At 63.5% G+C, this 22,064-nt stretch carries 17 protein-coding genes, 1 tRNA gene and 2 rRNA genes (1 of these 20 running past the window's edge); 5 read left to right on the forward strand and 15 right to left on the reverse strand.

Features of this window, described 5'->3' with window-relative positions:
* Positions 1-202: 202 nt before the first annotated feature.
* Genes MNR02_RS16835 through gcl form a run of 3 tightly spaced genes read right to left on the reverse strand, consistent with a single transcriptional unit; the run spans position 203 to position 3,721 of the window.
* Entirely contained in the window at positions 203-1,087 is an 885-nt protein-coding gene (locus tag MNR02_RS16835) for a 2-hydroxy-3-oxopropionate reductase (protein ID WP_241947589.1), read from the reverse strand.
* A 33-nt stretch (positions 1,088-1,120) separates the two neighbouring features.
* On the reverse strand, positions 1,121-1,900 hold the full coding sequence (hyi, locus tag MNR02_RS16840; RefSeq protein WP_241947590.1) for a hydroxypyruvate isomerase: 780 nt from the start codon (positions 1,898-1,900) through the stop codon (positions 1,121-1,123).
* A 33-nt stretch (positions 1,901-1,933) separates the two neighbouring features.
* The gene (gene gcl, locus MNR02_RS16845; RefSeq protein WP_241947591.1) at positions 1,934-3,721 is read right to left on the reverse strand and encodes a glyoxylate carboligase; all 1,788 of its coding nucleotides are present in this window, start codon (positions 3,719-3,721) and stop codon (positions 1,934-1,936) included.
* Positions 3,722-3,883: 162 nt separating this feature from the next.
* Between gcl and bhcR the strand changes: the two genes are divergently transcribed.
* Entirely contained in the window at positions 3,884-4,711 is an 828-nt protein-coding gene (gene bhcR / locus MNR02_RS16850) for an HTH-type transcriptional regulator BhcR (RefSeq protein ID WP_241599350.1), read from the forward strand.
* A 52-nt stretch (positions 4,712-4,763) separates the two neighbouring features.
* Positions 4,764-5,057 (forward strand): hypothetical protein, encoded by a 294-nt coding sequence (locus tag MNR02_RS16855; protein WP_241947592.1) that lies wholly within the window; start codon positions 4,764-4,766, stop codon positions 5,055-5,057.
* Here the strand turns inward: MNR02_RS16855 and guaD are convergent, their stop codons facing one another.
* Positions 5,058-6,401, reverse strand: coding sequence for a guanine deaminase (gene guaD / locus MNR02_RS16860; protein ID WP_241947593.1), 1,344 nt, complete (start codon positions 6,399-6,401; stop codon positions 5,058-5,060).
* Positions 6,398-7,639 carry a urate hydroxylase PuuD gene (locus MNR02_RS16865; protein ID WP_241947594.1) on the reverse strand — a complete coding sequence of 414 codons (1,242 nt, stop codon included), beginning with the start codon at positions 7,637-7,639 and terminating at the stop codon, positions 6,398-6,400. The genes guaD and MNR02_RS16865 overlap by 4 nt, the downstream gene beginning before the upstream one ends.
* Positions 7,640-7,779: 140 nt before the next feature.
* On the opposite strand from MNR02_RS16865, the gene MNR02_RS16870 reads away from it, so the two are divergent.
* Positions 7,780-8,724 carry a LysR family transcriptional regulator gene (locus tag MNR02_RS16870; RefSeq protein ID WP_241599340.1) on the forward strand — a complete coding sequence of 315 codons (945 nt, stop codon included), beginning with the start codon at positions 7,780-7,782 and terminating at the stop codon, positions 8,722-8,724.
* Here MNR02_RS16870 and xdhC read toward each other — a convergent pair.
* From xdhC to uraH, 4 genes are read right to left on the reverse strand one after another with little or no spacing between them, the layout of a single operon-like run.
* On the reverse strand, positions 8,664-9,545 hold the full coding sequence (gene xdhC, locus MNR02_RS16875; protein WP_241599337.1) for a xanthine dehydrogenase accessory protein XdhC: 882 nt from the start codon (positions 9,543-9,545) through the stop codon (positions 8,664-8,666). The two genes, MNR02_RS16870 and xdhC, sit on opposite strands and share 61 nt — an antisense overlap.
* 4 nt (positions 9,546-9,549) lie before the next feature.
* Entirely contained in the window at positions 9,550-11,904 is a 2,355-nt protein-coding gene (xdhB, locus tag MNR02_RS16880; protein ID WP_241947595.1) for a xanthine dehydrogenase molybdopterin binding subunit, read from the reverse strand.
* A 4-nt stretch (positions 11,905-11,908) separates the two neighbouring features.
* A complete protein-coding gene (gene xdhA, locus MNR02_RS16885; protein WP_241947596.1) occupies positions 11,909-13,393 on the reverse strand; it encodes a xanthine dehydrogenase small subunit in 1,485 nt (494 codons plus the stop codon).
* A gap of 4 nt (positions 13,394-13,397) precedes the next feature.
* Positions 13,398-13,763, reverse strand: a complete 366-nt coding sequence (uraH, locus tag MNR02_RS16890) for a hydroxyisourate hydrolase (RefSeq protein WP_241599328.1) — start codon at positions 13,761-13,763, stop codon at positions 13,398-13,400.
* A gap of 156 nt (positions 13,764-13,919) precedes the next feature.
* Here uraH and puuE point away from each other — a divergent pair, with 156 nt between their 5' ends.
* Both puuE and MNR02_RS16900 read left to right on the forward strand, forming a co-directional pair.
* The gene (gene puuE, locus MNR02_RS16895; RefSeq protein ID WP_241947597.1) at positions 13,920-15,338 is read left to right on the forward strand and encodes an allantoinase PuuE; all 1,419 of its coding nucleotides are present in this window, start codon (positions 13,920-13,922) and stop codon (positions 15,336-15,338) included.
* A 110-nt stretch (positions 15,339-15,448) separates the two neighbouring features.
* Positions 15,449-15,934 (forward strand): ureidoglycolate lyase, encoded by a 486-nt coding sequence (locus tag MNR02_RS16900; protein ID WP_241947598.1) that lies wholly within the window; start codon positions 15,449-15,451, stop codon positions 15,932-15,934.
* Positions 15,935-16,004: 70 nt separating this feature from the next.
* Here the strand turns inward: MNR02_RS16900 and MNR02_RS16905 are convergent, their stop codons facing one another.
* The 6 genes from MNR02_RS16905 to MNR02_RS16930 form a co-directional block, all read right to left on the reverse strand.
* Positions 16,005-17,297: an NCS2 family permease gene (locus MNR02_RS16905; RefSeq protein ID WP_241947599.1), complete on the reverse strand. Its 1,293-nt coding sequence runs from the start codon at positions 17,295-17,297 to the stop codon at positions 16,005-16,007.
* Between the two features lie 262 nt (positions 17,298-17,559).
* Positions 17,560-18,018, reverse strand: coding sequence for a YbaK/EbsC family protein (locus MNR02_RS16910; RefSeq protein WP_241947600.1), 459 nt, complete (start codon positions 18,016-18,018; stop codon positions 17,560-17,562).
* A 73-nt stretch (positions 18,019-18,091) separates the two neighbouring features.
* Entirely contained in the window at positions 18,092-19,492 is a 1,401-nt protein-coding gene (locus tag MNR02_RS16915; RefSeq protein ID WP_241947601.1) for a DUF2793 domain-containing protein, read from the reverse strand.
* 180 nt (positions 19,493-19,672) lie between these two features.
* Positions 19,673-19,749, reverse strand: a tRNA-Met gene (locus tag MNR02_RS16920).
* 297 nt (positions 19,750-20,046) lie between these two features.
* Positions 20,047-20,161 (reverse strand): 5S ribosomal RNA (rrf, locus tag MNR02_RS16925).
* Positions 20,162-20,353: 192 nt separating this feature from the next.
* Positions 20,354-22,064, reverse strand: a 23S ribosomal RNA gene (locus MNR02_RS16930); it runs 1,088 nt beyond the window's last position.

Below are 22,064 nucleotides of genomic sequence, written 5' to 3' on the forward strand. Positions count from 1 at the left end.
GATGGCAACGACGCGGCCGGGCGGAGGTTATGGTTATCTGGCAAACGGGCCGTCGCGTATAAAATCGGAAGCACGCCACCTTCCCCTTTCCTCCTTGGGGGAGAGGGGGAAACGCCCGACCATACCTCATGCCCATACGCTGGCTCTACCGGGTGGAAAGGGTGCCGGGCGGGGCTCCCCTCCCCGCCCGGCCAGGCCGTCGTCAGGCGACGGCGTGGTTCGCCATGCGCTCCAGCGCCGTGACGAGACCTGAGTGATCGAGACCCGCGTCGCCATGGGCGGCGCACTGGTTGAAAAGCTCCTGCGTGGCCGCCGTGTTGGGCAGCGATACGCCAAGCGCCCTGGCGCCCTGCAGCGCGAGATTGAGATCCTTCTGGTGCAGCGCGATACGGAAGCCAGGATCGAAGGTGCGCTTGACCATGCGCTCGCCATGCACTTCCAGAATGCGAGAAGAGGCGAAGCCACCCATCAACGCAGCACGCACGCGGGCCGGATTGGCACCGGCCTTGGAGGCGAAGACCAGCGCCTCGGCGACCGCCTCGATGGTCAGCGCCACGATGATCTGGTTGGCGACCTTGGTCACCTGCCCGTCGCCGCAATCGCCGACCAGCGTGATATTCTTGCCCATCAGCTGCAACAGCGGCAGCGCCCGGTCGAAACTTGCCTGCGATCCGCCCGCCATGATGGAGAGCGAGGCGTTGCGCGCGCCGACCTCACCGCCGGAGACCGGCGCATCGATATATTCCGCGCCCGTCTCACGGACCTTTTTTGCAAATTCCTTCGTCTCGATCGGTGAGATCGAGCTCATGTCGATGACGAGCTTGCCGGCGGAGAGGCCGAGTGCCACGCCGTTTTCGCCGAACAGCACGTCCTTCACTTCCGGCGTGTCGGGCAACATCAGGATGATCGTATCGACGCTTTCGGCCAGCACCTTCGGGCTGTCGACGACCTCAAGGCCGTTATCGATCAGCTCCTGGCGTGGCGCCACCGAGTGCCGCGACGTGACGACCGTGTGCCCGGCATCCTGAAGATGGCGCGCCATGGGCGTGCCCATGATGCCGAGGCCGATGAAACCGATATTTGCCATGATTTACTCCCGATCCTGAAACTCTTTGCCGGCTCAGCGGCCGATATCCGTCAGCCAGCCGAGGCCTTCTGCGGTGGTGGTGCGCGGTTTGTATTCGCAACCGATCCAGCCGTCGTAGCCCAGCGCATCCAGCGTGCGGAACACGAAGGGCCAGGCGATTTCGCCGGTGCCCGGCTCGTTACGGCCCGGATTGTCGGCCAGCTGGATATGGGCGATCTTCGCCTGGTGCTTCCGGAACGTACCGATCAGCTCACCCTCGGTGCGCTGCTGGTGGTAGAGGTCGTACTGGATGAACAGATTGCCGGAGCCCACCTCCGCTATAACAGAGGCGGCCTGATCGGGCGTATTGAGGTAGAAGCCGGGAATATCGAACCGGTTGATCGGCTCGATCAGAAGCCGGATTCCGTGTTTTTCGAATTCATCAGCGGCGAGCCTCAGGTTCGAAACGAACGTGTTGCGCAGCACGTCGTCCGACACGCCGACCGGCGCGATGCCGGACAGGCAGTTGACCTGCTTGCAGCCCAGCGCCGTGGCGTAGTCGATGGCGGTCGCAACGCCGCGCCGGAATTCGTCGATACGGTCGGGCAGCACGGCAATGCCGCGCTCGCCGCCGGCCCAGTTTCCGGCCGGCAGGTTGTGAAGCACCTGCGTCAGACCGTGCAGATCGAGCGCGGCACGCAGCGCCTCGCGGTCGAAATCGTAGGGGAAGAGATATTCCACCGCCTCGAAGCCGGCCTTGGCGGCAAGCGCGAAGCGCTCCATGAAGGGCACTTCGTTGAATAGCATGGTCAGGTTGGCCGCAAATTTCGGCATGTCATTGTCTCCCGAATTCAATCCGACCCACTCTTAATCCAGAAGGGCCGCAAGTGTCGCCGTGGGTGCATCCTCGCCGCGCTCGGCCAGTTCCTCGAACTCGACCACGGCGTTGATGTCGGCGCCCATGGCGATATTGGTGACGCGCTCAAGGATGAACTCGATGACGACGGGCACCTGATGCTCCTTCATCAGCCGCTGCGCGGTGGCGAACGCCTCCTGGAATTCGTTCGGGCTGCGCACCCTCAGCGCCTTGCAGCCGAGGCCTTCGGCGACTGCGACGTGATCGACCCCATAGCCGGCTTCCGAATCAGCCGTCGCATTGATGTTGTCGAAGGCGAGCGACACCTCGAAATCCATGTTGAAGCCGCGCTGGGCCTGGCGGATCAGCCCCAGGTAAGAATTGTTCACGACCACATGCAGATAGGGCAGCTTGTGCTGGGCGCCGACGGCCAGTTCCTCGATCAGGAACTGGAAATCGTAGTCGCCCGACAGCGCGACGATGGGGCGGTCGGGATCGGCCGCTCGCACGCCGAGTGCTGCCGGCAGCGTCCAGCCGAGCGGGCCGGCCTGGCCGCAGTTGATCCAGTTGCGCGGCTTGTAGACATGCAGGAACTGCGCGCCGGCGATCTGGGAAAGGCCGATGGTCGAGACGTAGCAGGTGTCGCGGTCGAAAGCCTTGTTCATCTCCTCGTAGACACGCTGCGGCTTGAGCGGGGTCTGGTTGAAATGCGTCTTGCGCAGCATGGTGCGCTTGCGCTCGCGGCATTCGTCACCCCAGGCAGACCAGTCGCGCAGCTTGCCGGCGACCTTCCATTCGGTGGCGACATCGAGCAGGACCTTCAGCGCGGCACCCGCATCCGAGACGATGCCGAAATCCGGCGTGAAAACACGGCCGATCTGGGTCGGCTCGATATCGACATGCACGAATGTCCGGCCTTCCGTATAGGTTGCGATGTTGCCGGTGTGGCGGTTGGCCCAGCGGTTGCCGATGCCGAGCACGAAGTCGGACGCGAGCAGCGTGGCATTGCCGTAGCGATGCGAGGTCTGCAGGCCGCACATGCCGGCCATCAGACGGTGATCGTCCGGAATGACGCCCCATCCCATCAGGGTCGGAATGACGGGCACACCGACGATTTCGGCGAATTCGACAAGCAGGTCCGAGGCATCCGCATTGATGATGCCGCCGCCCGCCACGATCAGCGGCCGCTCGGCTGCGTTCAGCATGGCGAGCGCCTTTTCCGCCTGGGCGCGCGTCGCCGCCGGCCTGTAGGGCTCGAGCGGCGCATAGGCATCGATATCAAATTCGATTTCGGCAAGCTGGACGTCGATCGGCAGGTCGATGAGAACAGGGCCGGGACGGCCTGACCGCATGGTGTGGAACGCCTTCTGGAAGACATAGGGAACAAGCCCCGGCTCCATGACCGTGACGGCCCATTTGGTGACGGGAGCCGCGATCTTGGCGATATCCACCGCCTGGAAATCCTCCTTGTCGAGGCGGGCCCGCGGCGCCTGGCCGGTGATGCAGAGGATCGGGATCGAATCGGCAGAGGCCGAATAGAGGCCGGTGATCATATCGGTGCCGGCCGGCCCCGACGTGCCGATGCACAGGCCGATATTGCCGGCGCGCGCCCTGGTATAGCCCTCGGCCATGTGGCTTGCGCCCTCGACATGCCGGGCAAGGATGTGGCGCACGGAGCCCCGCGCCTTCAGCGCCGCATAGAAAGGATTGATCGCTGCACCGGGAACGCCGAAGGCACAATCGATGCCTTCCTTCTCCAGAACCAGCACCGCTGCATCGACAGCTCGCATTTTCGCCATGGGATTTCCTCCGTCTCTGATGACAAAGGTATCGCATCCCGGGCGGTGCGCAATCATAAAATGGAAATCAATCCCATTATGTGGAAATAAACATTTTCAACAAATCTGGAACAATCGATCCGGGGCGGCTATGTCATGACGGCGGTGACAGGAGAAAAGCGCATGGCGGAGCATCAGGAGAAGACGCGGGGACGCCCCGGTCGCAAACCGGCGGCGGATTCGGCGCCCTCCTCCGTGCAGGTGCTGGACAGGAGCCTGAAGCTGCTCGACCTCGTCGCGCAGGCAGACGGCGCCGGCCTCAGCGACCTTGCCGACCAGTCCGGCATGGCGCCTTCGACCGTGCACCGGCTGCTGACCTCGCTTGCCCAGCATGGCATGGTCGCCCATGACGCGGAGACCGGCGCCTGGACAATCGGCGTAAAGGCCTTCGAGATCGGTACCGCCTATCTGCGCTTCCGCAAGCTCGGCACGATCAGCCGGCCCTTCCTGAAACAGCTGATGGAAGGTTGCGGCGAAACAGCCAACATCGCCATCGAGGACGACGGCGACGTGGTGTTCATCTCTCAGGTGGAAAGCCATGCGCCGATGCGCGCCTTTTTCCGGCCGGGCCGGCGCGGGCCGATCCATGCCTCGGGCATCGGCAAGGCGATCCTGTCGACCTGGCCGGATGCCCGCATCGAGGCGCTGCTAGCCGGCCGCACGCTGCAGCATTTCACGGAAAAGACCCGCGACACGATCCCGACGCTGCTGGACGACATCGCGGCGATCCGCACACGCGGCTGGTCGATCGATGACGAGGAGCATACGCTCGGCATGCGCTGCGTGGCCGCGCCCATCTTCGACGAATATGGCGAAGCTGTCGCCGGCATCTCCGTCTCCGGCCCGGCCGTTCGCCTGCCCGACAGCAAGATCGAAGCCTTCGGCCCGGTCGTCATGGCAGCGGCGGCAAGCCTGACAAAGGCGATGGGCGGGCGTTCCCGGCGCGCTTGACTCCGGCAGCACACACGTCAGTCTGCAGGACCGGATAAGAGAGGATTCTACGATGACCCGTGCCCGTCTTGCCATCGCCACCGCCATTGTCATCGCCGTCGGCCCGGCGCTGGCGAAAGTCCCGCTCGTCAATGCCACCTGTCCCGGAAACATCGAGGTGCATGCGGACGAGGGCGGGCCGATCTACATCAACGGCAAGGAAGCCAAGCTGCACGTCTTCAACGACAACTACTACGAGGCCAAGGGGTACGGGGTGACGATCTCGCTGAGCATCAACCCCGACGGCTCGGTCGCCGTCTCTTATACGGGACACGGCGGCGCCAACGGCATCTGCACCGTCAAGTAATCAGGCGTTCTCGAGCTGGCGGCCCGTCGCCGCCTCTCGCTTCAGGCTGCGCCCCTTCATCGGCTTGCCCGCGACGTAGACCTCCGCAACGCAGCGGTCGTCGCCCATCGTTTGCAGAATGAACAGTTCCTCGAGCAGCGATTTCGCCGTGCGCATGCGGTATTCCATCGCCGATTTGGCGCGGGAATCGAGCACGACGATATCGGCCTCGGTCCCTGCGTCGAGGGTGCCGATCTCCTTTTCCAGCCCGAGCGCACGGGCATTGCCCAGCGTCATGCGGTAGAAGGAATTGAACGGGGTCAGCTTCTGGCCGTTGAGATGCAGCACCTTGTAGGCCTCGTCCATCGTTTCCAGCATGGAGAAGCTGGTGCCGGCGCCGACATCGGTCGCCACCGACCAGCGGGCACCCGCCTTGTCGAAGCGGTCGCGGTCGAAGAGCCCCGAACCGAGGAAAAGGTTCGACGTGGGGCAGAAGACGGCGACGCTGCGCGTTTCCGCCAGGACGCCGATCTCCCGGTCGCTCAGATGGATGCAATGGCCGAGCAGCATGCGCTCGTTGAGCAGGCCATAGCGCGCATAGATGTCCGTATAGTCCTTCGCGTCAGGATAGAGCGAGGTGGCAAACGCGATCTCGTCGTGGTTTTCCGAAAGATGGGTCTGGACGTAACAGGTCGGATTTTCGGCGACGAGCGCCTGGCTCATCTCCATCTGCTCCGGCGTCGAGGTAATGGCAAAACGCGGGCTGATGGCGTAGCGAGCGCGGCCGCGGCCGTGCCATTTCCCAATCAGCGCCGCCGTCTCGTCATAACCCTGCTGCGGCGTGTCGCGCAGCGCATCCGGCGCGTTGCGGTCCATCATCACCTTCCCGCCGATCATGCGCATGCCGCGCGCCTCGGCCGCCGTGAAATAGGCGTCGACGCTTTCGGGATGCACCGAGCAATAGGCGACGGCCGTCGTCGTGCCATTGGCCAGAAGCTCGTCCATGAAGCGATCCGCCACAGCGCCCGCATGGGCGGCCTCGGCGAATTTCTGCTCCTCGACGAAGATATAGGTGTTCAGCCATTCGAGAAGCTGTGCGCCGTAGGAGGCAATCGCCTGCGTCTGCGGGAAATGCAGATGTGTGTCGATGAGGCCCGGCAGGACGAGGTTCGGCCGGTGGTCGCATATCTCGACATCGGCACCGACGCCGCGGCGCACATCCGCGTGGTCGCCGGTTTCGACGATCCGGCCGTCGCGCACGAGGACGGCGCCGTCCTCGAAGTAGCGATAGGAGGCGGTGTCGTCTATGCCCTGTGGTTCGGCCACGAAGCTCAGCACGCGGCCACGAATGAGACGTTCGGTCATTGGGTTTTCTCCCCGTTTACGGTGCTTTCGTACCAGGCGACGAACAGGCGGCGCTCCTCGTCGGACACCTGGGTCACGTTGGCGGGCGGCATGGCATGCGAGCGGCCCGCCTGCAGGTAGATTTCGCGGGCATGGGCGGCGATCTCGCCGTCGGTCTCCAGCACGACGCCCTTGGGCGGCGCGACCATGCCTTCCCAGCCCGGCTCCTTGGCATGGCACATGGCGCAGCGACCGAGCACGGTATCGCGCACTTTCGGGAAGGCCTCCGCCGTCACAAAGGGCTGCTGGCCGGCCGAAACCTTTGCGTTCTCAGCCTCGCCCGTCAGCACCTTCGGCACCGTCGACAGCCACATGATGGCGACGAAGAGAAGCGCGGTGACCAGCCAGGTCCAGGTCGGGTTGCCGGCGTTGGCATGGCGGGTGTTGAAATAGTGGCGGATGGTGACGCCCATAAGGAAGACCAGCGAGGCGATGATCCAGTTGAATTGCGTGCCGAAGGCCAGCGGATAATGGTTCGACAGCATCAGGAAGAGCACGGGCAGCGTCAGGTAGTTGTTGTGCGTGGAACGCTGCTTGGCGATCTTGCCGTATTTCGGATCGGGCGTGCGGCCGGCGATGAGGTCGGCGACGACGATCTTCTGGTTGGGAATGATGATGAAGAACACGTTGGCCGACATGATCGTGGCCGTGAAGGCGCCGAGATGCAGCAGCGCGGCGCGGCCGGTGAAGAGCTGTGTGTAGCCCCAGGCCACGAAGACGAGGATGAAATAAAGCGCCACCATCAGCCGCGTGTTGTCGTTGCCGAAGGGCGATTTGCAGATGAGATCGTAGAGGATCCAGCCAATGCCGAGCGAGGCGAGCGAGATGGCGATGGCCACGGGCTTGGAAACGTCCAGCACGGCCGGATCGATCAGATAGAGATCCGCCCCGGCATAATAGACCAGACAGAGCATGCCGAAGCCGGAAAGCCAGGTGACGTAGCTCTCCCATTTGAACCAGACGAGGTGCTCGGGCATGTTGGCCGGCGCCACCAGGTATTTCTGGATGTGGTAGAAGCCGCCGCCATGCACCTGCCACTCCTCGCCATGCGCGCCCGGCGGCAGCGCGGGATGCTTCTTCAGGCCGAGATCGAGCGCGACGAAGTAGAACGACGAGCCGATCCAGGCGATGGCGGTGATGACATGCAGCCAGCGGACGGCGAACATCAGCCAGTCCCAGGCGATGGCGTATTCGTACATGGGGGCCTCCTCCCGATCTTCACCGGCTTGTGTGCCATCAAGTGATTTTCGCTGAAATCCCGGGAAGTCCCGAACACTTTCAAAAAAATCTATAAGATGGACGGCTCTTTGCTCTACACGGCGATGTGGTAGAAAGACGCATGTCCTATCTCGATAATGTGCGCGTCTTCGTTCGCGTGGTCGAACTCGGTACGCTCTCGGCAGCAGGGCGCGACCAGCGCGTGACCCCGGCCGTCGCCAGCAATCGCATCAAGGAACTGGAGCGCCATCTCGGCGTGCGGCTGTTCAACCGCACGACGCGCAAGCTATCGCCCACCGAGCATGGCCGCGTCTTCTACGATGGTGCGGTCAAGATCATCGAGGCGGTGAACGAGGCGGAAGGCGCCATTGCCGACCTGTCGCGCAACCCGAAGGGCTCGCTCAGGATCACCGCGCCGCTCGGCATCGGCCGGCGCCTTATCGCATCGGGCATTCCCGAATTCCACGACCAGTATCCCGATATCGAGGTGCGCCTGCGCCTGTCCGACCACAATGTCGATATCCTCGCCGAAGGCGTCGATATCGCCTTCAAGCTCGGCGTGCTCGAGGATTCCAATCTGCGTATGCGCGGCATCCTCAAATGCGAGCGCGTGCTGTGCGCGGCGCCCGAATACCTGGCGCGCCGCGGCACGCCCACCAACGCCGATGCGCTGATTTCCGACAAGCATGACTGTCTTCTGCTGCGCTATCCCGGATCGAAGGAATATTACTGGACGCTGGTGACGGCCGAGGGCCCGCGCAAGTTCGAGGTGGCCGGCCCCTATGACAGCGACGACGGCGACGTGCTGACCCAATGGGCGCTGGAGGGCCGCGGCATCATCAACAAGCCGCTGTTCGAAGTGAAGGCGCATCTTTCGGAGGGCCGCCTTGTGGAGATCCTCAAGGACGCCCCGCCCGCCTCCGCCCAGCTCGCAGCCATCTATCCGCACAAGCGCTTCCAGGACCCCAAGGTCCGCCTGATGATCGACTTCATGGCCGAACGCTGTCAGCGTCTGATCGGCAAGCTGCTCGATGATGAGCCGGCTGGCGCCTCTCCGGCGGACTGAAGGTTTCCCGCCCGCCACGCCAGCGCCGCCGTCAGGATTTCTGCGGCGGCCAGTGTGGCGATGACGGTGGGGCGCTTGTCCTTCACCGTGGCGCCGCCGATGGGGCAGACGAGGTTTTCGATCAGGGCGGGGTTTGCGCTTTCGCGCGACAGCCAGTTGCGGAAGGTGGCGCGCTTGGTTTTCGATCCGATCATGCCGACATAGGCGGCGTCAGGCCGTTTCAGCGCCTCGGCGGCGATCAGGAAATCCAGCGCGTGGTCGTGGGTGAGGACGACGAAGCTGCTGCCATCAGGCGCATCGCGCACCAGGGCTTCCGGCATGGGCGTCAGGCAGGTCTCGATGCGCGGAACGGTCGAGGCCTCCAGCGCATCCTCGCGCGTATCCACCAGCACGACGCGCAGCGGCGCAAGCGACAGCGCCATAGCCAGCGCATCGCCGACATGGCCGGCACCAAAGACGTAGACATGCGGGCGCGACGCCATCTCGCTGTCGCTTTTCGCGATCAGCCGCGCTGCGATATCAGGCGTGACGGCTGCAAAGGACAGGCCGACGCGCCCACCGCAGCACTGGCCGATGTCAGGCCCGAGCGGCACGGTCATCGGCTCGGCGGCCAGGCCCGAGCGCAGCGCCCGGCGAGCCTGATCGATCGCCATATATTCGAGTTGGCCGCCGCCGATGGTGGCGAAGATCGCCCGTTCCGACACCAGCATCCAGGCGTCGGTGTCGCGCGGCGTCGAGCCCGCCGCGCCCGTCACCTCGACCAGCACGGCGGCCGGCACGCGGCGCAGGAAATCGCGGATATCTTCGCGCGCGCCGGACATTGCCCTAGCCCCGCTTTTCGGCCCTGAGGCGCTCGATGGCCATCAGTACGCGCTCAGGCGTTGCTGGCGCATCGAGGCGCGGGCAGATCGAGTGGTCGGCGACGCTTGCCACGGCATCCGACAGCGCATGCAACACGGAAAGGCCGAGCGGCAGCGGCGGCTCGCCCACCGCCTTCGAGCGGTGGATCGTTGGCTCATAGGCCTCCGACCAGTCCGTCAGCGCGACGTTGAAGATCTTCGGGCGGTCGGAGGCGAGCGGGATCTTATAGGTGGAAGGCGCATGCGTGCGCAGCCGGCCCTTGCCATCCCACCACAATTCCTCCGTCGTCAGCCAGCCCATGCCCTGGATGAAGCCGCCCTCGACCTGGCCGATATCGATGGTCCGGTTCAGCGAACGGCCGGCGTCGTGCAGGATGTCGGTGCGCTCGACGACATATTCGCCGGTCAGCGTGTCGACGGAGACCTCCGAGCAGGCCGCGCCATAGGCATAATAATAGAAGGCGTGGCCGCGCCCCTTGGAGCGGTCCCAGTGGATTTTCGGCGTCTTGTAGAAGCCGGCGGCCGAGAGCTGGACGCGGGCCACATAGGCCTTCCTCACCAGATCGTTGAAGGCCATTTCCGAATTGCCGATGCGCACCCGGTTGGGCAGGAACACCACCTGGTCGCGCGGCACCTGATGGCTTTCGGCGGCGAAGTCTATCAGCCGGTTCTTGATCTGACGCGCTGCGTCCTGCGCGGCCATGCCGTTCAAGTCCGCGCCCGAAGAAGCCGCCGTCGGCGAGGTGTTCGGCACCTTGGCCGTTGTCGTCGCCGTGATCTTCACCCGGTCGAGATCGATCTGGAACTCCTCGGCCACCACCTGCGCGACCTTCAGGTGCAGGCCCTGGCCCATTTCCGTGCCGCCGTGGTTCATGTGCACGGAGCCGTCCGTATAGACATGCACCAGCGCGCCGGCCTGGTTGGATTCCGTCTTGGTGAAGGATATGCCGAACTTGACCGGCGTCAGCGCGATGCCGCGCTTGACGATGCGGCTCCCGGCGTTGAAGTCGGCAATCGCCTTGCGGCGACCGGCATAATCGGCGCTTTCCTCCAGCTCCGCGACGATGCGCTGGATGATGCAGTCCCCAACTTTCTGGTGATAAGGCGTGAGGTTGCGTTCCCCTTCGACGCCCATCGCGTCGTAGAAATTCAGCTTGCGGATGTCCAGCGGGTCCTTGCCAGTTGCAAAGGCGATCTCGTCGATGACGCGCTCGGCGCCCACCATGCCCTGCGGGCCACCGAAGCCGCGGAACGCGGTGTTGGAGACGGTGTTGGTGCGCAGCAGCGCGGTCTTTGCGTGCACATGCGGGAAGAAATAGGCGTTATCGCAGTGAAACAGCGCGCGGTCGCCGACCGGCCCGGAAAGATCGGCCGAAAAGCCGGCTCTGAGTGCAAAAGTATAATCGACGGCGTGGATGCGGCCTTCATCGTCGAAGCCGATATCGTAATCGATGGCGAAATCGTGCCGCTTGCCGGTCGCCACCATGTCCTCGTCGCGGTCGAGCCGGAGCTTCACCGCGCGGTTCAGGCGCTTGGCGGCAATGGCGGCAAGCGCTGCGCACTGGTTGGCCTGGGTTTCCTTGCCGCCGAAGCCGCCGCCCATGCGGCGCACCTCGATGGTCACGGCATGGCTCGGCACGCCCAGAGCATGGGCGACCATGTGCTGCGTCTCGCTCGGCCCCTGCGTAGAACAGTAGACGAGAACTTCGTCGTCCTCTCCGGGCACCGCCAGCGACACCTGTCCCTCAAGGTAGAAGTGATCCTGCCCGCCGAGCCGCATGCGGCCCTTGATGCGACGCGGCGCGCTTTCAAGCGCAACCGCCGCCTCGCCGCGCTTCAGCGTGAGCGGCGGGAAGACCTGCGGGTGGGTCGCGGCATCGAGATCCCAGATGTCGATATCGGCAGGCATTTCCTCATAATCGACCTTCGCGAGGCGCGCGGCGCGACGCGCCTGCTCGCGCGTCTCGGCGATCACGCAGAAGATCGGCTGGCCGTGGAACTGCACCTTGCCGGCGGCAAGCACGGGATCGTCATGCATGCCCGATGGCGAGATGTCGTTTTCGCCGGGAATGTCCGCATGGGTCAGCACGTCGACGACGCCCGGGGCGGCAAGCGCCGCCGAAAGATCGATCGCCCGGATCGTGCCATGCGCGACGGTGGAAAGGCCGAGCCCGGCATGCAGCGTGCCGGCGGGCTCGGTGATGTCGTCGATATAGACGGCGCTGCCGGCGACATGCTTGTGCGCGGAATCGTGGCGCACGCTCGCATGAACGCCGCCTTCGATCTTCTCGGCCTTGAGGTCGGGGGTGTGCTTGTTCATGGCCTCACGCAGCCTCGTATCTGGACACCTGGGCGGGCGTCGCGGCGGATGTCGTTTCCAGGAAGAACCGCATCAGCAGGTTCCTTGCGACCAGCGCGCGGTATTCGGCCGTGGCACGCATGTCGGTCAACGGCTGGTAGTCCTCGGCATATTTCGCCATGGCTGCCTCCACGGTGGCCTCGTTCCACGGCTGGCCGATCAGCGCCTTTTCCACGGCAAAGGCGCGCTTCGGTGTCGCCGCCATGCCGCCATAGGCGATGCAGATATCCTCGACCGTGCCATCGGCGGCGAGCGAAAGCCGGAAAGCCCCGAGCGTGGCCGTGATGTCCTCGTCGCGCCGCTTGGTCACCTTGTAGACGGCGAAGCGCTCCGCCGCCTTCGGCACGGGCACATGCACGGCCTCGACGAATTCGCCCGGCTGGCGGTCCTGTTTGCCATAGGCGATGAAGTAATCTTCAAGGCGGATGGTGCGCCGCTCCGCGCCCTTGCGCAAGGTCAGCGTGGCGGCGAGCGCGATCAGTGCGGGCGGCGTGTCGCCGATCGGCGAGCCGTTTGCGATGTTGCCGCCGATCGTGCCCATATTGCGCACCTGCTGGCCGCCGATGCGGGCAATCAGCGGGCCGAGTGCCGGGATCTGCGCGGACAGGGTCTCGAAGGCCTCGCTGTAGGTGACGCCAGCGCCGATGGACACCGTGCCGTCCTGCATCGCGATCGACTTGAGTTCGTCAAGCCCTGCAATGAAGACGACGGGCGTGATGTCGCGCATCTGCTTCGTCACCCACAGGCCGACATCGGTGGAACCGGCGACCACGGTCGCGGTGGGCTCGGCCGCCAGCAGAGCCGCGAAGTCGTCAAGGTTTGCCGGCACCACGAAGCGGTTCCTGCCGGTGCCCATCTCGACGCGCGCGCCGTCCTTCAGCGCCTTGAGCCGTTCGATCATCGCGGCGCGCTCGGCAAGCAGCGGATCCCTGTCCGTGCCGCCATAGCTCGAAATGGCGCGGGCGGCGCGCAGGATCGGCTCGTAGCCGGTGCAGCGACAGAGATTGCCTTGCAGCGCCGTCTCGATCTGCTGATCGCTGGGGTTCGGCGCCTCCATCCACAGCGCATAGAGCGACATGACGAAGCCAGGCGTGCAGAAGCCGCATTGCGAGCCGTGATAATCCACCATGGCCTGCTGCACGGGATGCAGCGTGCCGTCGCGCGCGGCGACATGCTCCACCGTCACGACGTGACAACCGTCAAGCGAGCCCATGAAGCGGATGCAGGCATTGACGCCCTCATAAACGAGGCCGCCCGCCGGGGTCAGCCGGCCGATGAGCACGGTACACGCGCCGCAGTCGCCTTCCGCACAGCCTTCCTTGGTGCCCTTGAGCAGGCGCGAGACGCGCAGCCAGTCGAGCAGCGTCTGGTCGGGCGCGACATCCCGCAGCGTCACATCCTGCCCGTTGAGGACGAAGCGCAGTTCGGAGCGGATCGTTGCGGCTGTCATGGCTCTAGCTCCCGCGATAGGTGGAATAGCTGAAAGGCGAGACGAGAAGAGGGACATGGTAATGCGCGTCCTCGTCGGCAAGCCCGAAGCGGATCGGGATGATATCGAGGAAAAGCGGCCCTTCCGCGCTGCGGCCCAGATAATCGCCGGCATGGAAGCGCAGTTCGTAGGTGCCGGCCTTCATCGTTTCGCCCGCAAGCAAGGGCGCATCGCAACGCCCGTCGTCATTGGTTTTCGTCGTGGCGATCAGGTGGAATGCGTCGCCGTCTACCCGATAGAGATCAATGCGCAGGCCCTCTGCCGGCCTGCCGCGCGCCGTGTCCAGAACATGGGTCGTGAGCCGTCCGGCTCCCTGGCGATGAGACTGCATGTTACCCTCCCGAACACAATGCGCCTGCATTCACTATCTGTCAGCCCCAATCCGCTGAAAAGCAGCGAGATCGTTCGAGACTTTCAAATTTTCCGGGGAAATTACGCGCGCGGTTTTCGGCTAGACATGCGCCATACCAACGTTGGAGGAGCGTTCATGCGATATTGCCGCGACATGCATGGCTATGGCGAGACCCCGCCGGCAGCCCAATGGCCTGACGGCGCCCACATTGCGGCGCAGTTCGTGCTGAACTACGAGGAGGGCGGTGAAAACTGCGTGCTGCATGGCGACGCGGCGTCCGAAGCCTTCCTTTCAGAGATCGTCGGCGCGGCGCAATGGGCCGGCCAGCGCCACTGGAACATGGAATCCATTTACGAATACGGCGCGCGCGCCGGCTTCTGGCGCCTGCACCGGCTGTTGACGGAAAAGGCCGTGCCCGTCACGGTCTACGGCGTGGCAACCGCGCTGCAGCGGTCGCCGGCGCAGGTCGCCGCCATGCTCGAGGCCGGCTGGGAAATCGCCTCGCACGGCCTCAAATGGGTCGAGCACAAGGACATGCCGGCCGACGAGGAGCGCCAGGCCATCGCCGAGGCGATCCGCCTGCACACGCTCGTCACCGGCGAGCGGCCGCGCGGCTGGTATACCGGCCGCTGTTCGGTCAATACCGTCGACCTCGTCACCGAGACCGGCGGCTTCGACTATATCTCCGACACCTATTCCGACGACCTGCCCTACTGGTACGAGCACGCAGGCCGCCAGCAGCTCATCATTCCCTATACGCTCGACGCCAACGACATGCGGTTTGCCACGCCTCAGGGTTTCAACAGCGGCGACCAGTTCTTCAGCTACCTCAAGGACAGTTTCGACGCGCTCTATGCCGAGGGCGCGGCCGGCAGCCCGAAGATGATGTCGATCGGCCTGCATTGCCGGCTGATCGGCCGCCCCGGCCGCGTCATGGCGCTTGCCCGCTTCATCGACTACGTGCAGAGCCATGACAAGGTCTGGGTTGCCCGCCGCGTCGATATCGCCGAACACTGGGCGAGGACCCATCCGCCGCAGGCCGTGGCCGAGCGCCCGTCGCGCATGGATGAGGCGGCCTTCGTGGCGCGCTTCGGCGATATTTTCGAGCATTCGCCGTGGATCGCGCGCCGCGCCTTTGCCGGTGAACTTTCGCCGGCCAACGATACGGCCATCGGCCTTGCCGCAGCCCTCACGTTCCAGTTCCGTGCCGCCAGCGCCGAGGAGCGGCTGGGCGTGCTCGTCGCGCATCCCGATCTCGCCGGCAAGCTGGCGCAGGCGAAGCGGCTGACGGCAAGCTCGACCGAAGAGCAGGCCTCCGCCGGGCTCGATGCGCTGACCGACGCCGAGCGCGACCGCTTCACCGCGCTCAACGATGCCTATGTCGCGAAGTTCGGCTTCCCCTTCATCATCGCCGTGCGCGATAACACCAAGGAGAGCATTCTCGCCGCCTTCGAAACGCGCATCGCCAACGACCGCGATACGGAATTCGCCACCGCCTGCAAGCAGGTCGAGCGGATCGCGCTGCTGCGGTTGAAAGCTCTGCTGCCAGGCTGACAAAGTTCTGGTATCCATAGGGCGACGGGGCATCTCCCCACCCCGTCGCCATCACATCCGGACGGCAATCGTGCCTGTCCGCATCTGGCCGTTGCGCCGTGGGAGGAAACATGAAGACCATCGACATAAAGCCGCTGACCCGGGAGGCCTTCGCGCCCTTCGGCCAGGTCATCGAGCAACAGGGCGCGCACCAGTTCCCCATCAATGCGGGCAAGTGCACGCGCTACCACGACCTCGCTTACATCGAGACGACGGGCGAAAAGGCCCGCCCGATGATCAGCCTGCTGCGCGGCGAACCCTATCCGCTGCCTTTGGAACTGACCATGGTCGAGCGCCATCCGCTCGGCAGCCAGGCGTTCATCCCGCTCAGCGATGCATCCTTCCTCGTTGTGGTGGCGCACGAAACCGCCGATGGCCCAGCCGATCCCATCGCCTTCCGCACGGCGCCCGGACAGGGCGTCAATATCGGCCGCAATGTCTGGCACGGCATCCTGACGCCGCTCGACGCGGTCTCCGACTTTGCCGTCATCGACCGCGGCGGTGAGGGCGTGAACCTGGAGGAGCATTTCTACGACGAACCGTTCCTGATCCGCTGAGATCAGGGACGACCGGAAAGGAAAAAAGGGCCGCGTCGATGACGCGGCCCTTTTCATTTTGGTTGTTCGCCTACTCCGCGAAGAAGGCGAAGCGGATGATGAAGAGCACGGCGACGATGGCCGTTGCCGGATGGATCTGCCGCCACTTGCCGGTGAAGAGCTTCAGCACCGCATAGCTGATGAAGCCGAAAGCAAGACCGTTGGCGATAGAATAGGTAAAGGGCATGACGAGCGCGGTGAGCGCGGCGGGTGCCGCTTCCGTCAGATCTTCCCATTCCACCTCAGTCAGTTCGCGCATCATCAGGCCGGCGACGTAAAGCAGCGCCGGTGCCGTCGCGTATGTCGGCACGGAGCCGGCGAGCGGCGAGATGAAGAGGGCGGCGAGGAACAGGATGGCGACGACGAAGGCGGTCAGGCCCGTGCGGCCGCCGGCCTGCACGCCCGAGGCGCTTTCGACATAGGCGGTGGTGCTGCTCGTGCCGATCATCGAGCCGGCGACGATCGCCGTGCTGTCGGCGAGCAGCGCGCGGCCGAGACGGTTCGGCTTGCCCTCCTGGATGAGATTGGCGCGCTTGGCGACGCCGATCAGCGTGCCCGTGGCATCGAACACCTCGACGAGCACGAAGACGAGGATGACATGCAGCAGGCCGCCATGCAGGGCGCCCATGATATCGAGCTGCAGGAAGGTCGGCATGATCGACGGCGGTGCCGAGACGACGCCCCGGAACTCGCTGACGCCGAAGATCCAGGACAGCACGGTCACCGCCAGGATGCCGATGAGGATGGCGCCCTTGACGCGCAGCGCATCCAGCACGGCGATGACGAAGAAGCCGAAGATCGCGAGCAGCGGGCCGGTCTGCTTGAGGTCGCCGAGGCCGACCAGCGTCGCGGGATTGTCCACCACGATGCCGGAGCTCTTCAGCGCGATGATGCCGAGGAAGAGGCCGATACCGGCGGCGATCGCGCTGCGCAGCGAATGCGGAATGCCGGCGATCAGCCAGCTGCGCACGCCTGTTACTGTCAGGATGACAAAGATGATGCCGGAGATGAAGACCGCACCGAGCGCCTGCTGCCAGGTGAAGCCCAGTGCCGCGACCACCGTGAAGGCGAAAAAGGCGTTGAGCCCCATGCCGGGCGCCATGCCGATCGGCCAGTTGGCGACGAGCGCCATGACCATCGAGCCGAGAGCGGCCGCCAGACAGGTCGCGACGAAGACCGCATCCCTGTCCATGCCCGTGGTCGACAGGATGTCCGGGTTGACGAAGATGATATAGGACATGGTGAGGAAGGTTGTCAGACCCGCGATCACCTCTGTGCGCACGGTCGTGCCGTGCTCGTTCAGTTTGAAAAACTTCTCAAACATGCTGTTTCCCCCTGACGCCCCTGGCGTCACCGTAAGAACATTTCCGGGTCAAGCTCCTCCAGCACCCCGGCTCCAGCCCATCTCGCGCAACAGCGCAGCATGGGCGCGCGAAAATTCCGCGCCCGTGAACGGCGTCCGGCCGAAGGCGGTCACCAGGATCACGATTTTGTCATATTGCGATGTCCCGCGCCTTGGCGCTAGCCGGCGATTTCCCCGGATTTGAGCGAAACTCTTTCACGGCCTACCGGCAGGACGCGCCGTTTCACTCGCACACATCGACCCATTCGGCGTTGACAAGCGCGGCCATGCGCTCCGGTGCGATTCGCACCGCCGCATTGGTGGCGCCGGCGGCGGGCACCACCTCCGCAAAGTCGCTGAGCGACCGGTCGCAGTAGACGGGCAGGTCCGTCGGCAGGCCGAAGGGGCACACGCCGCCCACCGGATGGGACGTCGCCGCCACCACCTGCTCGGCATCCAGCATGCGCGGCTTGGCGGCGAAGCGGTCCTTGAATTTCCGGTTGGAGAGCCGCGCCGTTCCCGCCGCGACGATCAGCACGATGTCTTCGCCGACCCGCGCACATATCGTCTTGGCGATCTGCGCCGGCTCGACGCCATGCGCCGCTGCGGCGAGCGCCACGGTCGCCGAACTCTGCTCGGTGACGATGACGGCGATATCGGGAGCTTTTTCAGCGAAGAAGGCGCGGACGGATTCGAGTGACATGGCCAATTCATAGCCAGCCCGGCGGCCTCAAGGCAAGAGGCCGCCGGGTTACAGTGCAGGCTATGTTTCGCGCTCAGGCATAAATGCCGCCCGAAGGATTCGTCCCGGCGGTCGATCCCGGCAGGAAGGTCGCGGCCTTGCCAAAGGTGTTGATCACCCCGTTTGTGTCGGCAATGTAGCGGCTGCCCGTGGCGCTGCCGACGACGGCGGCGCTCGACAGCGCGATCGTGCCGCAATGGCTAGTGGCGGCGAACTGGGTGAAGGCGGGCGTGCCCGTCAGCGTGAAGGTGCGCCCGGCACCCGAGAGAGAACCGCCGCCGCCGATATTCATGTGACGCCGCGCGCCGCCGGTGATCGTGTAATTGTCCTCCAGAAGGATCTTGCAGGGATTGTCGCAGAAGATGTGGTCGGCATTGGCGCCGACGGCGCCGAACTCCATCCTGCCGATGCGTAGCGTCACGCCGTTGCCCACAGAAAGCGCATGGATGAGGTCCGTGGTGATGGCGATCCTAAGGCCCGAGACCTTGGCATGGACACCATTGGCGAAGGACAGACCGCCGGTCAGCATGACGGACGCGGGTGTCGTCTCGTTGCCCCGGATCGTCAGCCGGCCGCCACCGAGAAGCGGTCGGGAAACGCTCGCCCCTGCATGGGTGCCATCCGCCAGCTGGATCGTCACGTCGTGGCGGGCGCAATCGAGCGCCAGCGCGGTGTCGATCGCCTTTTGCAGCGTGGCGAAAGGCGCGCCGGTCGACAGGCCATCATTGCCGTCACCGCCGGTAGGCGCGACGTGGTAGGTGCGGTCCGCCGAAAGCTGCTCGCGCAGTCCCTGCGCGCCGCTGGGGAATGCTGGTTTACCGGTTGCGGGATTGATGACGATCGCCTCACGGAAAGTGGCGCCGTCCGGGCTGACCTTGATGCTGAAGGCGTCGTTGCCAGCGAGTCCCAATTCTGCTCTTGCGGACCATGCTGTTTGGTAGAGGAGTGATGCGGTGTGGGCGGTTGCGGCTTTGTTGATCTTGATCTGGTGTCCTGCGCCTTCATTTGTGAAGAGGGAGGCTGGGGAGGCGACGGCGAGGCGGTTTGTTGCGTCTGCGGAGGTGTTGATGCCGACCTGGTCTGGAATGGCGACGGCAAAGGCGGCGGGGCTCCAGCTGCCGGCCTTGAACACGAGGATGCGGTTTTCGTCGAGGACATGGGCGAGCCAGCCTTCGCGCGGCGCATAGAAGGCCCAGGCGCCGTCCTGCCATGCCGCCACGCTTGTTTCCTTTGCGCTCCAGTCTCCTGTGGCGCCCGGGGGCACGATGTAGCGGTCGCCGCCGGCGGGGTTTTCGGGCGGGTTTGCGACGGCACGGCTGAGCACCGCCAGATGCAGCATGGCGTCCAGCGCGCGGATGGCCTCGTTATGGGTGACGTGCTTCTGCGCCTGGGAAGGCAGGATATAGGGGAGGCTGAGGTTGTCGGTCTTGTCCATGTCGTCCATTCCTGTTTCAGGGAGAACGATTATGGGGCCGCTGCCGAACACGGGGACGATACCGCGCTGTTTTCGTTACGGGGGAAGAAACGGTTGTCTTGCCTGACGAAGACATGCGGTGGCTCTCGCCTGCCCCAAACGAGAAAGCCCCGCGGCTTACGCCTGCGGGGCTTTTTGATTTGGTTGCGGGGGCAGGATTTGAACCTGCGGCCTTCAGGTTATGAGCCTGACGAGCTACCGGGCTGCTCCACCCCGCGTTACCCGGTTTTTGCCGTAAGGCAAAATACCGACCGATTTTTGCCGAAGGCAAAGATCGTATTTCCGGTCCGGTTTTTGCCGGAGGCAAAATACCGTTTGTTACGCTGACCTCGTATCCGAGGTTTGGAAAGCATAAAGGCCGCTTGAAGCGGCCCTTTGGTTTCGGCAGGGCCGAATGTGTGTCGAGAAGATTGTTGTCGGTATTTGTCTTGCGACAAAACCTGCTGGTATTTCGCTTCCGCAAAAACCAGAGGTATTTCGCTTCCGCAAAAACCAGATGACATTGCCTTTAGCAGACCTGGCAGCGACCTACTCTCCCGCGTCTTAAGACGAAGTACCATTGGCGCTGGGGCGTTTCACGGCCGTGTTCGGAATGGGAACGGGTGCGGCCACCCCGCCATAACCACCAGGTCGGCTAAGGGCAATGTGATGAGAAGCTGGTAGAGGAAGGAAACTTCCTCGTTTGTCTTAAGTTTTGAACACGTCTTCAGCAACAACCGGACGAACACTGCGTGTTCGCCGGGCCTGTCGCAAAGGCTTTTGCCTTTGCTCTGTCAGGACAAACGCTTCGCGTTTGCCTTGAGATGAGCATGAACAATGAGAACGATCAAGCCAATCGAGCTATTAGTACCGGTAAGCTTCACACATTGCTGCGCTTCCACACCCGGCCTATCAACGTGGTCGTCTTCCACGGCTCTCAAGGGAATACTCGTTTTCAGGTTGGTTTCCCGCTTAGATGCCTTCAGCGGTTATCCATTCCATATATAGCTACCCTGCTATGCCCTTGGCAGGACAACAGGTCCACCAGAGATATGTCCATCCCGGTCCTCTCGTACTAGGGACAGATCCTGTCAATATTCCTACACCCACGGCAGATAGGGACCGAACTGTCTCACGACGTTCTGAACCCAGCTCACGTACCGCTTTAATTGGCGAACAGCCAAACCCTTGGGACCTGCTCCAGCCCCAGGATGCGATGAGCCGACATCGAGGTGCCAAACAACCCCGTCGATATGGACTCTTGGGGGTCATCAGCCTGTTATCCCCGGCGTACCTTTTATCCGTTGAGCGATGGCCCTTCCACGCGGGACCACCGGATCACTATGACCGACTTTCGTCTCTGCTCGACTTGTCAGTCTCGCAGTCAGGCTGGCTTATGCCATTGCACTCGACGACCGATTTCCGACCGGTCTGAGCCAACCATCGCGCGCCTCCGTTACTCTTTCGGAGGCGACCGCCCCAGTCAAACTACCCACCATACACGGTCCTGGACCCGGATAACGGGCCGCAGTTAGACATCCATGACGATAAGGGTGGTATTTCAAGGATGGCTCCACAGAAACTGGCGTCCCTGCTTCAAAGCCTACCACCTATCCTACACATGCCGACACGAATGCCAGTGTAAAGCTATAGTAAAGGTGCACGGGGTCTTTCCGTCTAACCGCAGGAACCCCGCATCTTCACGGGGAATTCAATTTCACTGAGTCTCTGCTGGAGACAGCGGGGAAGTCGTTACGCCATTCGTGCAGGTCGGAACTTACCCGACAAGGAATTTCGCTACCTTAGGACCGTTATAGTTACGGCCGCCGTTTACTGGGGCTTCGATTCAAAGCTTGCACCTCTCCTCTTAACCTTCCAGCACCGGGCAGGCGTCAGACCCTATACGTCGTCTTGCGACTTCGCAGAGCCCTGTGTTTTTGATAAACAGTCGCTACCCCCTGGTCTGTGCCACCCCAAAACACTTGCGTGCCTTGGGGTCACGCTTCTTCCGAAGTTACGCGTGCAATTTGCCGAGTTCCTTCAGCAGAGTTCTCTCAAGCGCCTTGGTATACTCTACCTGACCACCTGTGTCGGTTTCGGGTACGGTCTATACGGTGGAGCTATTTCCTGGAACCGCTTCCCTGCACACCCAATCCAATAAGAATGTACAAGTTACGCAATCCGTCACTACCACCAGGCCCACGAATATTAACGTGGTTCCCATCGACTACGCGTGTCCGCCTCGTCTTAGGGGCCGGCTAACCCTGCTCAGATTAACTTTAAGCAGGAACCCTTGGTCTTTCGGCGAGGGAGTCTCTCACTCCCTTTATCGTTACTCATGTCAACATTCGCACTTCCGATACCTCCAGGAGCCCTCACGGGTCTCCCTTCACAGGCTTACGGAACGCTCCGCTACCACTTGCAGTAAACTGCAAATCCTCAGCTTCGGTGCATGGCTTTAGCCCCGTTACATTTTCGGCGCAAAGACCCTTATTTAGACCAGTGAGCTGTTACGCTTTCTTTAAATGATGGCTGCTTCTAAGCCAACATCCTG

Origin of the sequence: Shinella sp. H4-D48 (genome assembly GCF_022637395.1) — a bacterium.
Lineage (GTDB): Bacteria > Pseudomonadota > Alphaproteobacteria > Rhizobiales > Rhizobiaceae > Shinella > Shinella sedimenti.

Excerpts from the sequence above, each read along its gene's own strand:
- MNR02_RS16835 (WP_241947589.1), bottom strand. The coding sequence starts at position 1,087 with ATGGCAAATATCGGTTTCATCGGCCTCGGCATCATGGGCACGCCCATG.
- hyi (WP_241947590.1), bottom strand. The coding sequence starts at position 1,900 with ATGCCGAAATTTGCGGCCAACCTGACCATGCTATTCAACGAAGTGCCC.
- gcl (WP_241947591.1), bottom strand. The coding sequence starts at position 3,721 with ATGGCGAAAATGCGAGCTGTCGATGCAGCGGTGCTGGTTCTGGAGAAG.
- bhcR (WP_241599350.1), top strand. The coding sequence starts at position 3,884 with ATGGCGGAGCATCAGGAGAAGACGCGGGGACGCCCCGGTCGCAAACCG.
- MNR02_RS16855 (WP_241947592.1), top strand. The coding sequence starts at position 4,764 with ATGACCCGTGCCCGTCTTGCCATCGCCACCGCCATTGTCATCGCCGTC.
- guaD (WP_241947593.1), bottom strand. The coding sequence starts at position 6,401 with ATGACCGAACGTCTCATTCGTGGCCGCGTGCTGAGCTTCGTGGCCGAA.
- MNR02_RS16865 (WP_241947594.1), bottom strand. The coding sequence starts at position 7,639 with ATGTACGAATACGCCATCGCCTGGGACTGGCTGATGTTCGCCGTCCGC.
- MNR02_RS16870 (WP_241599340.1), top strand. The coding sequence starts at position 7,780 with ATGTCCTATCTCGATAATGTGCGCGTCTTCGTTCGCGTGGTCGAACTC.
- xdhC (WP_241599337.1), bottom strand. The coding sequence starts at position 9,545 with ATGTCCGGCGCGCGCGAAGATATCCGCGATTTCCTGCGCCGCGTGCCG.
- xdhB (WP_241947595.1), bottom strand. The coding sequence starts at position 11,904 with ATGAACAAGCACACCCCCGACCTCAAGGCCGAGAAGATCGAAGGCGGC.
- xdhA (WP_241947596.1), bottom strand. The coding sequence starts at position 13,393 with ATGACAGCCGCAACGATCCGCTCCGAACTGCGCTTCGTCCTCAACGGG.
- uraH (WP_241599328.1), bottom strand. The coding sequence starts at position 13,763 with ATGCAGTCTCATCGCCAGGGAGCCGGACGGCTCACGACCCATGTTCTG.
- puuE (WP_241947597.1), top strand. The coding sequence starts at position 13,920 with ATGCGATATTGCCGCGACATGCATGGCTATGGCGAGACCCCGCCGGCA.
- MNR02_RS16900 (WP_241947598.1), top strand. The coding sequence starts at position 15,449 with ATGAAGACCATCGACATAAAGCCGCTGACCCGGGAGGCCTTCGCGCCC.
- MNR02_RS16905 (WP_241947599.1), bottom strand. The coding sequence starts at position 17,297 with ATGTTTGAGAAGTTTTTCAAACTGAACGAGCACGGCACGACCGTGCGC.
- MNR02_RS16910 (WP_241947600.1), bottom strand. The coding sequence starts at position 18,018 with ATGTCACTCGAATCCGTCCGCGCCTTCTTCGCTGAAAAAGCTCCCGAT.
- MNR02_RS16915 (WP_241947601.1), bottom strand. The coding sequence starts at position 19,492 with ATGGACAAGACCGACAACCTCAGCCTCCCCTATATCCTGCCTTCCCAG.